Origin of the sequence: Maribacter sp. (assembly GCF_049667165.1) — a bacterium.
Classification (GTDB): Bacteria; Bacteroidota; Bacteroidia; order Flavobacteriales; family Flavobacteriaceae; genus Maribacter_A.
In genome coordinates this window covers 16,986-28,427 of sequence record NZ_JBATHS010000388.1, presented here as the reverse complement: position 1 = coordinate 28,427, position 11,442 = coordinate 16,986, and the positions used below count along the sequence as shown (strand labels likewise).

The window sequence follows — 11,442 nt, the reverse complement described above, 5'->3', positions numbered from 1 at the left end:
CTTAGTTTTAAAACCTACATCATGAAAAAAATAGTAGTACCCGTAGATTTCTCGGAACAATCGGAATTTGCTTTGAAAGTGGCGGCTTCCCTAGCAAAAAAACACAAATCGGAAATTTTGGTCCTTCATATGTTGGAACTGAACCAGGCAATGGCCACTTCCTCCGAAGGTTTTCATCCAGAACAGACCGTATTTCTTATCAAATTAGCTGAGAAAAGGTTTAAGGAGTTTTTGGAAAAACCCTATCTAAATGGTGTTGAAATCACACCCGTTATAAAGCATTTCAAAGTATTCAGTGAAGTCAATGATGTAGCGAAAAAAAACAAGGCCGATATTATCGTCATGGGTTCCCATGGCACCGACGGATTAAAAGAGATATTTGTAGGGTCCAATGCTGAGCGCGTCGTCCGCAATGCGGAAATACCCGTACTCGTGATCAAGAAAGAGCATCTAAACTTTACAGCAGATAAGTTTTTGTTCGCCAGCGGTTTTAATGATGAGAGTCTTGAGGCTTTTCAAAAAGCAAAACAATTCGCAGCCTTGCTTTCAGCTGAACTGAAACTGGTTTATATCAACACGCCGGGCGATGATTTTCTAAGTACGAGCGATGCCCAAGAAAGAATTTCACAGTTTTTGGGTAAGGCAGGTGTCGAAACCAAGGTTGATATTTACAATGATTATAGCGTAGAAAAGGGCATTCTGAATTATGGGGATAAGATCGGAGCGGATATCATAGGGATTTCTACACACGGTAGAAAAGGCTTATCGCACTTCTTCATGGGTAGTATTGGCGAGGATATTGCCAATCATTCCAATGTGCCTGTGGTCACCTTTAGGATATAGTTGCGCTTCGTATATTGAATTGATATTTACAGGGAAGCCGAATTTTCGGCTTCCTTTTTTTCTTCTAGGTCAATTTCATGGTATCAGGGTTCCAAAGCACAGGCTTGCTCTTGTAATAACTTTCGTTCGCCAGTAAAGCAGCACTGGCAGCCCTTAGTCCAAAAGTAGGATCTTGAACAACTGTTTTTCCCTTGCGAATACTCGTAAAGAAATTATGAAAATGATCATAATGGGCACCTTTGTAATCCTGAGGTGCTTCCCATAGGGTTTCCCCAACATCAAGGGCCGATAATCTGGTTTCCAGATTTTTGGAAGCATATTCCTCCTTGATTTTTCCTTGGGTAGCCTCGGTATAGGCAATCATGGAATACCCTCCTGGAACCATGCCCAATTTTGCCCGCGTAAGTTTAACCGAATTGGAATCCACTTCCATCATACCCTCGGTACCAACGAGTTTAAAACCCCCGCCACCACCTGAGCCTGCAATAAAATTGACTCTGAAAGAAGCATTAAAGGCCGCATGGGTGGCCGTTTTTGGATAGTCGTAAAACGTTAAAGTGACGTCAGGAACATCGCGTCCATCGTTCCAGTAACGCAAGCCCCCTGTCGATAATGCCCGGGTGGGTCCGTTTGAGCTTAGAATATAATTGAGTGATGAGAAAGCGTGTACAAATAAGTCACCCGCCACCCCGGTTCCGTAATCCTTATAATTTCGCCATCTGAAAAAACGTGTCAAGTCGAAAGGTGTTTTAGGCGCACGGCCCAAAAAAGTATCATAATCGACGGTCTCAGGATTGGCATCTGGTGGAATGGGGTATTGCCATGCCCCTTCGGCAGAATAGCGATCATTGTACATATCTAAAAGTACTATGTCACCAATGGCGCCATCTTCGTACAATTGTTTGGCTTTTTCATTGCCTAAAGACGACATCCCTTGACTGCCTATCTGGCAAGCCATGCCCGATTCTTGCTGCGCCTTGATGATTTCATGGCCTTCCACAAAGTTTTGAACCATGGGTTTTTCACAATAAACGGCCTTTCCGGCTTTCATGGCCGCAATGGTTATTTTTTTATGCCAATGGTCTGGTGTGGCAACGATGACGGCATCAATATCCTTTCTATCCAGTAATTCCCTATAATCCCTTGTGACTGCAATATCCTTGCCCCATAATTCCTTGGCGCGATCCAACCGGCCCGTATATAGATCGCAAACGGCCACCAGTTTCACTCCATTGACTTGTAAGGCCGAGGTAGTGTCATAAATGCCTTGAATGCCGCAACCGATCAAGCCCAGCGTAATCTGGTCGTTTATAGAAAAATTTTCCTGGAGGTGGTCACGTGTCAATAAAACCCTTTCCTTATATGAAGCACCGAATACATAGGGTGCTGAGGTTATGGCGGCCGAGCCCAATGTTGCTTTTTTTAAGAATGCTCTTCTAGGATTGTCCTTTTCCATGGTTTACGTCATTAGGTATGATTAGGAATCTATGAAATAGAAAGTTACGTCTTTTGCTATTGAAGCACAAGAATAAATGCGTATCTTATAGAGGTAAAAATGATGTTTTGGCTCGGATGCCCTCTACCATATCCTCTATGGTACTGCTTTCCAGTTTTTCAACAAGATGGGTCTTATACGATGCAGCGAAGTGATGTAATGGGCATGGATTGGCGCTATTGCAGTTTTGAATACTCAGTAAGCAGGAGTTCAATCTATTCTCCCCATCAATGACCGTAATGATATTGATCAGCGGGGTTTTTAGGTTCTCTTCATTCAAATAAAAACCGCCATTGGGGCCACGAGTCGAAGAAACGATATTGTGCCTTGATAGCTCTTGTAGTAATTTTGAAATATAAGCTTGGGGAACATTTATGGGTTCACTGATATTCTTGGCCATAATTTTGTTGGATTTACTAGCATTTACAGCCAAATAAAGTACCGCCTTTAGCGCATATTTAGAAGAATTTGAGAACATTCAAGTGTTTATTCTAGAAAAAACAAATATAAAAAGATATTTTTGTCCGAAATATGACTTTTGTCATTTTTTTGGTAACTTTGAGGATATATTTTTACCGTCTAATTTAATACTAGGAATACAATGAAAATACCATTTAAAAGCAGCGTTCTTTTGATCTCATTACTTATGCTAAGTTGTGGAGGCAAAGAGGAGAAGAAAAAAGAAGGATTTAGTGTAAAACAACAAAAACCAGCTACTGAAAAGGCAGTTGAGACCCCGGCGACCTCGGGTGAAAAGGCTTCTGAACGCATTGATTTGACCAGCAAGGGCGTGGGTCCCATAAAATCGGTAACCCTAAATGAAACTATCGATGATGCCATGGCCGTAAAAGGCAAGGAAGTATATGACCAAATGTGTTTGGCCTGTCATAGGATTGGGAAAAAATTCATTGGTCCACCACCCAATGGTGTTTTGGAACGAAGAACACCGGAATGGGTAATGAATATGATCCTCAACCCAGAACAGATGGTCAAGGAGGATCCTTTGGCCAAGGAATTATTGGTGGAATTCAATGGTTCACCCATGGCCAATCAAGGCCTGACCGAAGAACAGGCACGGGCTGTTCTCGAGTACTTTAGAACACTATAATCCTAATATATATGAAAACAACAACCAAATTTAGAGTACTTCTTGGTTCGTTTTTAATGCTGATGCTATTTATCGGCTGTAAGAACGAAGCCAAAACAGAAACTACGACCACTTCTTCATCAGCAAACACGGAAGAAGTCAAAAACCAAGGCCAAGCCTTTATAGAGGATGATGGTTCTACCCCGAATGTCTTGCAAATTGCCATCGGTTCCCCGGATCATACCACGTTGGTCGCGGCTGTACAAGCTGCTGATTTGGAGAATTCACTGGTAAATGCCGGGCCTCTAATGGTTTTTGCACCTACGAATGCAGCCTTTGATGCATTGCCCGAAGGGACTGTAGAGAACTTGTTGAAACCCGAGAACAAGGATGCCTTGGCCAATATTTTAAAATATCATGTAACTCCAGGTAACTATAGCAAGGATTTCTTGAAGAAATTCAAGAAGCTGGGACAGGCCAATAACCAAAATGTCGCGATTGAGGTAAAGGGCGAGGACGTATATGTTGGCGGAGCCAAGATTTTGGCGAGTATTCCTGCAGGCAATGGCATCGTGCATGTGGTCGATAAGGTCATGTTGCCCCCATCGGAAGAATAAAAAACTCAAATAATCAATTAAATAATTACAATGAAAAAAATCAAATATTCTATGTTAACCCTATTGGGTCTGGCATTGGTCTTCTTAAGTTGCGGCGATCAAGGCAAGAAATCTTCAAACGGGGCCCTTGCCTCTAACAATGCCGAAAAGGTATATGTGGCGCCAGGGGAGCAAGATGAGTTTTACGCCTTCCTTTCAGGAGGTTATAGTGGTAACCTTACAGTTTACGGACTTCCTTCAGGGCGAATGTTCAAGGAAATCCCGGTGTTTTCACAATTCCCGACCAATGGTTACGGTTATTCCGAGGAAACCAAACCTATGTTGAATACGTCTTTTGGTTTTGTACCTTGGGATGATTCACACCACCCTGATATTTCACAAACCAATGGAGAATTGGATGGGCGTTGGATCTTCATCAACGGAAACAATACGCCACGTATTGCTAGAATCGACCTAAAAACATTTGAGACTACTGAGATTATAGAAGTTCCAAATAGTGCCGGTAATCATAGTTCTTCTTTTATTACCGAAAATACGGAGTATGTGGTTGCAGGAACACGTTTTTCTGTTCCAGTACCTCAAAGGGATATGCCTATCAACGAATACAAAGGTAATTTTAAAGGGGCACTTTCCTTTATAAGTGTAGATCCCGAGGATGGCGGAATGGATCTTAAATTTCAAGTATTGATGCCAGGTTTCAATTACGACCTTTCCCATCCTGGTAGGGGAAAATCACATGGATGGTTCTTTTTTACCACGTATAATACCGAAGAGGCGAATTCACTGCTGGAGGTGAATGCCTCACAGAATGATAAGGATTTTATCGCTGCGATCAACTGGAAGAAAATAGAGGAATACGTTAACAATGGTGGAGGGACTAAAATGCCAGCCAATTATGCACACAATGTATATAGTGATGAGAACCACACAGCTACTTCGACAATGAAGAAAGAGGTGTTGACCGTAGATCCTACCAAAGTACCCGGAGCGGTCTTTTTCTTGCCAACACCAAAATCCCCTCACGGTTGTGATGTAGATCCAACGGGTCAGTACATTATAGGTAACGGTAAATTATCTGCAGATTTAACAGTACATTCATTTGATAAGATGTTGGCCGCAATCGAAGGCAAAAAATTTGATGGGGAAGCCTATGGCATTCCAATCCTTAATTTCGAAGATGTACTTGCGGGTACCGTGAAAAGTGGAGGCCTCGGACCCTTACATACTGAATTTGATGGTGAGGGCAATGCCTATACTACCTTCTTTATTTCTTCGGAAGTTGTAATGTGGAAATTAGGTACTTGGGAGGTAATCGATAGAAAACCTACCTATTATTCCGTGGGTCACTTAATGATTCCAGGTGGTAACTCCAGAAAACCTTTTGGGAAGTATGTCGTGGCCATGAATAAGATCACAAAAGATAGGTACCTGCCCACAGGTCCTGAAATGGAGCATTCTGCCCAGCTATATGATATCTCAGGAGATAAAATGGAGCTAATCTATGATTTTCCAACCCATGGAGAACCACATTATGCCGCTGGTTGCCCTGCCGAGTTGATAGCTCCAAAATCACAGAAAATCTATCGATTGGATGATAATAAACACGAGTATGCTACGCTCGCAACTGGTGATGCACGCGTTGAGCGTAAGGGGAATGAAGTGCATGTGTATATGTCCACCATCCGAAGTCACTTTACACCTGACAATATAGAAGGTGTTAAGGTAGGTGATAAGGTGTATTTCCATATTACGAACCATGAGCAAGATTTCGATGTACCCCATGGATTTGCCATGATAGGTCAGAATACCTCTGAGCTATTGGTAATGCCGGGACAGACCAAGACTTCGGTATGGGAGCCTAAAGAACCTGGCGTATGGCCGTTCTATTGTACCGACTTCTGTTCGGCCTTACACCAAGAAATGCAGGGTTATGTTAGGGTGTCACCTGCAAATTCGACTATTGACCTTTCTTGGTCTTTAGGTGAATAATTTTCACCTGGATTATTTTATTTCATTTCAATTCATTAAAGCGGGCTGTGTCTATGACCGGCCCGCTTTTTTCAACAATTCCAGCAACCTTTCAAAAGCCAAACCTGATTCGTAAACCATCAAAAAGTATAAGTGATGAAAAAAGCAAGTATTTTAATGATAATTGGCCCTTTATTGCTATTGGGATTGTACGTATTCCCGCTATGGAATATTATGTTAGGTGCGCCCCAATATCCTGATCCGTTGGGAATGAACATACATATTACAGGAATTAAAGGCGTATCTGAATTCGATCTTCAGAATATCGACGGACTCAACCATTATATCGGCATGAAAGTCATTCCAAAGCCAGAGGAAATGTGGGAGTTCTCAGTTTTTCCCTATGTAATTGGTGGAATGGTGGCATTAGGGTTTTTGATCGGACTATTGGGCTTTTTTGGGAAAATAAGCTATAAATGGTTTTTGGGATGGTTCATACTCATGAGTATTTTAGGTGTCTTGGGCATGTACGATTTTAATGCTTGGCTTCTGGACTATGGTTCTAACTTAGATCCTCATGCTATAATAAAAGTAGTCAATCCCGACGGTACGCCCATGACGTACAAACCACCACTGTTCGGATATCAAAAAATGTTGAACTTTGATGTGACATCCCTTCCGCATACAGGGGCTTACATGATGTTCGTGGGTATGATGTTGACCGTCGTTGCGTTTTTTGTTGGTAAGAAAGCTTCGAAGGCATAAAATCCAGTCAACTTCATTCACCAATAAAATTGAGATAAATGATACAAAAATTCATATTTGCAACCTTGGCTTTTTTGATTTTGGTTTCCTGTAATGTCAGTCCCAAACCCATAGATTATGGCTCTGACGGCTGTCATTTTTGCTCGATGACCATTGTTGATCGGCAGCATGCAGCAGAAATAGTGACGAAAAAAGGCAAGGTCTTTAAATTCGATGCGGTAGAATGCATGATGAACCATTTGAAGGATATCGATGTTTCGACCGTCGGACTATTTATGGTAAATGATTACCGCGCACCTGGTGAGTTGATCGATGCCCAGGATGCAACGTTTTTAATAAGTAAGGCCATCCCAAGTCCTATGGGGGAATACCTCTCGGCCTTTCGTTCAAGAAATGAGGCTGAACAGGTGGAAGCCGAAAACCAAGGGGACTTATATACTTGGGACGGGTTGCTCACAAGATTCGAAGTACAATAATTGGAATCGTTTTTATGGTTAATAATATGGGGACATGCTATGCCCTTTTAATTCTGTTAACCATTTTTTAGTAACTAAAGACATCGTATAGAAATGTATCGGATAAACAAAAATATCACAGTTCGGAATTTCAGTTTTCTGAAAGCGAAGGAGCACTTTGTCTTTGCCATTGAAAATTCAAATTTATTGGTCATTAGGTAATGGGTAGAATTCAGCTAGTATCGATTTTATTCATTTTAGTGGGTACTTCACTTTGGGCCAAAACCATTGAGGTCTGTGCTTCGTGTGGCGTAACATCCATAAAAGAAGGCATTGCCCTTGCCGCTGATCATGATACCCTCCTAATTAAAAAAGGAATTTATAAGGAATTCAATATCCTTGTCGACAAACCCTTGACATTGTTGGGTCAAAACTATCCGGTAATCGATGGGGAAGAACAAGGCGAGATTATACGTATTGTTTCCGACAACGTTACGTTGGACGGACTTTTTTTAATCAATGTGGGTACCAGTTATACCACGGATTATGCGGCTATTCGGGTCGTTCAAAGTAAAAATTTCCTCATTCAGAATGTCGTATTGGAAAAGTTGTTCTTTGGGATTTACTTAGAGAAATCGAGCCATGGCAAAGTATATCACAACAAGATCATAGGCGATGCCGTAGACGAATATAATTCGGGCAACGGAATTCAATTATGGTATTCGAATAATATTGAGGTAGACCGAAATATCGTACAAGGCGTTCGCGATGGTATTTATTTGGAGTTTTCAGACCATATTACCATCAATAACAATGAGAGCACCAATAATCTAAGATATGGGCTGCATTTTATGTTCTCGAATGATGATGTATACACCAATAATACCTTTGAACGCAATGGGGCAGGAGTAGCGGTCATGTTTTCAAAGCGTATTAAAATGGTGGGGAATACTTTCAGAAAAAACTGGGGAGCCGCGGCCTTTGGGGTGTTATTGAAAGAAATTAACGATGCCGAGATCGTGGGCAATACTTTTGAGGAAAACACCATTGGCATCAATATAGAGGGCTCAAACCGTATTGTTTATAAAAACAATAATTTCGTGAACAATGGATGGGCCGTAAAAGTATTAGGGGCCTGCTATACCAATTCTTTTGTCAACAATAATTTCCTGTATAACTCCTTTGACATTTCATATAACAGTAAATTGAACGACAATAAGTTCGAAAATAATTATTGGAGCAATTATACGGGATACGATTTGGATAAAGATGGGATAGGGGATGTGCCCTACCGACCGGTTAAATTGTTTTCGTACATCGTGAACCGAACCCCAGAGACCATCGTTTTATTGCGAAGTCTCTTTATGGATATCATTGATTTTTCCGAGAAGGTCTCCCCCGTATTCACCCCGGATGATCTTTTGGATGCCATGCCGTTAATGAAAAAACAGAATGATACAAGTAGATAACCTACATAAGAAATTTGGAAAGAACCAAGTGCTTTCCCATCTTGATCTGAGTATTAAGGCTGGAGGTATTTTTGCCGTGCTGGGTCCCAATGGTTCGGGAAAAACAACACTGATCAAAAGTATTTTGGGAATGGTCGTTCCCAACAAAGGGAGTATTTCGGTATTCGGAAAATCCATCAAGAACCATTGGAAATACCGACATGAAATCGATTATTTACCTCAGATCGCGAACTTTCCGGGCAACCTAAAGGTGAAGGAATTGATCCGTATGATCAAAGATCTTCGTCAAAAACCTAGTAACGAGCAAGAATTGATCCGACTATTTACGCTAGAACCATTTTTGGATAAAAAATTGGGAACGCTTTCAGGGGGTACCAAGCAGAAAGTCAATATCGTATTGACCTTCATGTTCGATAGTCCGTTGATCATTCTTGACGAACCGACCACAGGTTTGGATCCTGCCTCGTTGATTAAATTAAAGGAACTGCTCTTGAAGGAAAAGAAAAAAGGTAAAACGATATTGATTACAACCCATATCATGCAATTTGTTGAAGAGATGGCCGATGTGATCGTATACCTTTTGGAAGGGAATATCTACTTTAAAGGTACGATTAAGGAATTATTGGCCAAGACCGAACAAAATGATTTTGAACACGCCATTGCGGCGATAGCTACCCATACAACAGATGCTTAAGATACTCAAATACAGTTTTTATGATTTGATGCGAAGTCGATGGAGTTATGTGTACTTCCTGTTTTACTTGGCATTGGGTTTTGTACTGCTCTTCTTGAACAACGACCTTTCAAAAGCGGTAATTACCCTGATGAATGTGATTATAGTATTGGTACCCTTGATCAGTACGATTTTCGGGGTCATGTATTTTTACAATTCCAGGGAATTTACAGAGTTGCTTCTGGCGCAGCCTTTAAAACGCACCTCCATATTCCTGGGCCAATATTTGGGAGTGGCAGGATCTTTGACCCTGAGTTTGATCTTAGGCCTTGGGATTCCGTTTGTGCTGTACGGCCTTTTTCGTAGCGAGGCCATTTGGGATTTCTCATTACTCTTGATTACTGGGGCATTCTTAACCCTGATTTTCACGGTCTTGGCCTTTATTATCGCCTTATCCAATGAAAATAGGATCAAAGGTTTTGGCTATGCGGTTTTATTGTGGTTGTTTCTCGCAGTCATATACGATGGCTTGTTCCTATTGTCATTGATATTGTTTGAAGAGTACCCCTTGGATAATTTTTCATTGGTGGCCATAACCTTGAACCCGATTGACCTGTCCAGAACATTGATTTTGCTTAAATTGGATATATCGGCATTATTGGGCTATACCGGTGCCGTTTTCAAATCCTATTTCGGGACCAAGCTGGGATTGTTCATCTCGATTGGGATGCTGGTACTATGGACGATACTCCCCATTTGGCGATTGGCCTATATGTCCAAAAGAAAGGATTTTTAGACGAATCGCACTTCAATAATTTGCTTTTGCATGGAATGAAGCTAAAAAACCATATACATATTGCCTTGGGGTACTTTATAGTGGCCGCTTTTCTTGGGGTACTATTACGGTCTTTTTATTCCTTTGAAATTCCTATCAACTATAAGTTCATAGTGCACGGACATTCCCATATTGCCTTATTGGGTTGGGTCTATATGGCATTGACTACATTGCTTTATACATTGTTTTTGGCCCATAAGGATCTTGTTTTAAAATATCGTCGCATATTCTGGTTTACCCAAATAACCTTGATGGGCATGTTGGTGACATTTCCTTTTCAGGGGTATGCCTTGTTCTCCATCATTTTTTCCACGCTTTTCCTCTTTGCTTCCTATTGGTTTTTTTGGTTTTTCAGAAAGTATGCTCGGCCCGAGATTAAGAAAAGTGGTTCCTACCAATGTATCAATGCAGCATTGTGGTATATGGTTATTTCAAGTTTGGGTCCCTGGGTATTGGGGGCGGTTATGAAAACACTGGGCGCCGAATCGATCTGGTATCGGTTGGCCATTTATTTCTACCTGCATTTTCAATATAATGGGTGGATGATTTTAGCGCTTCTGGGCTTATTGTTATACGTATTTGAGAGGCAAGGGATAGCTACGCCGAAAAGGATGTTCCAACGCTTCTTTTTAAGTATGAATGGAGGCATTATATTGACTTATTCGCTATCTACCCTATGGTTACGGCCTTCCGCGATATTCTATCTTTTGGGAGGTATTGGGGCGCTGTTGCAACTATTGGCCTTGATTGTACTGATCAGATTCATAAAGGATCACCTAAATGATTCCGGGTTTACTGGATTTCAACTGAAAATACTAAAAATAGGAGCCTCGTTACTGTTCTTGAAAATGGGATTACAAATAGTGTCAAGTGTACCCTATTTTGCCAATTTGGCTTCAACGATTTTAGATTTTGCCATAGGGTATTTGCACTTGACCTTTTTAGGTGTGGTCACCTTGGGTCTGTTCTTGTTCCTTGATTTTTTTGGATTACTGAAAATCCCTAAAACATCGCTGAGGTTGTATGTTATAGGATTTGTTTTCACAGAAGGACTGATTTTTTATAAGGGCATTGCGGCTTGGTTACATTTCGGTATTTTTAAGGGATATTTCGAGGGCTTGGCTCTTGGGAGTTTTCTGATATTGATAAGTTTGGTCACCATGTTTAGACGACAAAGGGGCTAGGTTATTGTAAAAAATGTTTTTTTGAAAACCGAAAATAATTAAAAATTCTAG

At 41.1% G+C, this 11,442-nt stretch carries 12 protein-coding genes; 10 read left to right on the top strand and 2 right to left on the bottom strand.

Features of this window, described 5'->3' with window-relative positions:
• Nucleotides 1-21 precede the first annotated feature (21 nt).
• Nucleotides 22-843: a universal stress protein gene (locus WBM98_RS17605; protein WP_424367329.1), complete on the top strand. Its 822-nt coding sequence runs from the start codon at nucleotides 22-24 to the stop codon at nucleotides 841-843.
• Nucleotides 844-907: 64 nt separating this feature from the next.
• Here the strand turns inward: WBM98_RS17605 and WBM98_RS17600 are convergent, their stop codons facing one another.
• Both WBM98_RS17600 and WBM98_RS17595 read right to left on the bottom strand, forming a co-directional pair.
• Nucleotides 908-2,299: a Gfo/Idh/MocA family protein gene (locus WBM98_RS17600; RefSeq protein ID WP_424367328.1), complete on the bottom strand. Its 1,392-nt coding sequence runs from the start codon at nucleotides 2,297-2,299 to the stop codon at nucleotides 908-910.
• Between the two features lie 85 nt (nucleotides 2,300-2,384).
• Nucleotides 2,385-2,816 carry an RrF2 family transcriptional regulator gene (locus WBM98_RS17595; protein WP_424367327.1) on the bottom strand — a complete coding sequence of 144 codons (432 nt, stop codon included), beginning with the start codon at nucleotides 2,814-2,816 and terminating at the stop codon, nucleotides 2,385-2,387.
• Between the two features lie 123 nt (nucleotides 2,817-2,939).
• On the opposite strand from WBM98_RS17595, the gene WBM98_RS17590 reads away from it, so the two are divergent.
• From WBM98_RS17590 to WBM98_RS17550, 9 genes are all read left to right on the top strand, one after another.
• On the top strand, nucleotides 2,940-3,446 hold the full coding sequence (locus tag WBM98_RS17590; protein ID WP_424367326.1) for a c-type cytochrome: 507 nt from the start codon (nucleotides 2,940-2,942) through the stop codon (nucleotides 3,444-3,446).
• Nucleotides 3,447-3,457: 11 nt separating this feature from the next.
• Nucleotides 3,458-4,042 carry a fasciclin domain-containing protein gene (locus WBM98_RS17585; RefSeq protein WP_424367325.1) on the top strand — a complete coding sequence of 195 codons (585 nt, stop codon included), beginning with the start codon at nucleotides 3,458-3,460 and terminating at the stop codon, nucleotides 4,040-4,042.
• A 30-nt stretch (nucleotides 4,043-4,072) separates the two neighbouring features.
• Entirely contained in the window at nucleotides 4,073-6,031 is a 1,959-nt protein-coding gene (gene nosZ, locus WBM98_RS17580) for a Sec-dependent nitrous-oxide reductase (protein WP_424367324.1), read from the top strand.
• 135 nt (nucleotides 6,032-6,166) lie between these two features.
• A complete protein-coding gene (locus tag WBM98_RS17575; protein ID WP_424367323.1) occupies nucleotides 6,167-6,775 on the top strand; it encodes a hypothetical protein in 609 nt (202 codons plus the stop codon).
• A 38-nt stretch (nucleotides 6,776-6,813) separates the two neighbouring features.
• The gene (locus WBM98_RS17570) at nucleotides 6,814-7,251 is read left to right on the top strand and encodes a nitrous oxide reductase accessory protein NosL (protein WP_424367322.1); all 438 of its coding nucleotides are present in this window, start codon (nucleotides 6,814-6,816) and stop codon (nucleotides 7,249-7,251) included.
• Nucleotides 7,252-7,451: 200 nt separating this feature from the next.
• Complete coding sequence (locus WBM98_RS17565) at nucleotides 7,452-8,699, top strand: nitrous oxide reductase family maturation protein NosD (RefSeq protein ID WP_424367321.1); 1,248 nt, start codon at nucleotides 7,452-7,454, stop codon at nucleotides 8,697-8,699.
• Nucleotides 8,683-9,393, top strand: a complete 711-nt coding sequence (locus WBM98_RS17560) for an ABC transporter ATP-binding protein (RefSeq protein ID WP_424367320.1) — start codon at nucleotides 8,683-8,685, stop codon at nucleotides 9,391-9,393. Before WBM98_RS17565 ends, WBM98_RS17560 begins: the two co-directional genes overlap by 17 nt.
• Nucleotides 9,386-10,168: an ABC transporter permease gene (locus tag WBM98_RS17555; protein ID WP_424367319.1), complete on the top strand. Its 783-nt coding sequence runs from the start codon at nucleotides 9,386-9,388 to the stop codon at nucleotides 10,166-10,168. The genes WBM98_RS17560 and WBM98_RS17555 overlap by 8 nt, the downstream gene beginning before the upstream one ends.
• A gap of 35 nt (nucleotides 10,169-10,203) precedes the next feature.
• Entirely contained in the window at nucleotides 10,204-11,391 is a 1,188-nt protein-coding gene (locus WBM98_RS17550) for a hypothetical protein (RefSeq protein ID WP_424367318.1), read from the top strand.
• The last annotated feature ends 51 nt before the right edge of the window (nucleotides 11,392-11,442 follow it).

Excerpts from the sequence above, each read along its gene's own strand:
- WBM98_RS17570 (WP_424367322.1), top strand. The coding sequence starts at position 6,814 with ATGATACAAAAATTCATATTTGCAACCTTGGCTTTTTTGATTTTGGTT.
- WBM98_RS17590 (WP_424367326.1), top strand. The coding sequence starts at position 2,940 with ATGAAAATACCATTTAAAAGCAGCGTTCTTTTGATCTCATTACTTATG.
- WBM98_RS17565 (WP_424367321.1), top strand. The coding sequence starts at position 7,452 with ATGGGTAGAATTCAGCTAGTATCGATTTTATTCATTTTAGTGGGTACT.
- WBM98_RS17555 (WP_424367319.1), top strand. The coding sequence starts at position 9,386 with ATGCTTAAGATACTCAAATACAGTTTTTATGATTTGATGCGAAGTCGA.
- WBM98_RS17595 (WP_424367327.1), bottom strand. The coding sequence starts at position 2,816 with ATGTTCTCAAATTCTTCTAAATATGCGCTAAAGGCGGTACTTTATTTG.
- WBM98_RS17550 (WP_424367318.1), top strand. The coding sequence starts at position 10,204 with ATGAAGCTAAAAAACCATATACATATTGCCTTGGGGTACTTTATAGTG.
- WBM98_RS17575 (WP_424367323.1), top strand. The coding sequence starts at position 6,167 with ATGAAAAAAGCAAGTATTTTAATGATAATTGGCCCTTTATTGCTATTG.
- WBM98_RS17560 (WP_424367320.1), top strand. The coding sequence starts at position 8,683 with ATGATACAAGTAGATAACCTACATAAGAAATTTGGAAAGAACCAAGTG.
- WBM98_RS17605 (WP_424367329.1), top strand. The coding sequence starts at position 22 with ATGAAAAAAATAGTAGTACCCGTAGATTTCTCGGAACAATCGGAATTT.
- WBM98_RS17600 (WP_424367328.1), bottom strand. The coding sequence starts at position 2,299 with ATGGAAAAGGACAATCCTAGAAGAGCATTCTTAAAAAAAGCAACATTG.
- nosZ (WP_424367324.1), top strand. The coding sequence starts at position 4,073 with ATGAAAAAAATCAAATATTCTATGTTAACCCTATTGGGTCTGGCATTG.
- WBM98_RS17585 (WP_424367325.1), top strand. The coding sequence starts at position 3,458 with ATGAAAACAACAACCAAATTTAGAGTACTTCTTGGTTCGTTTTTAATG.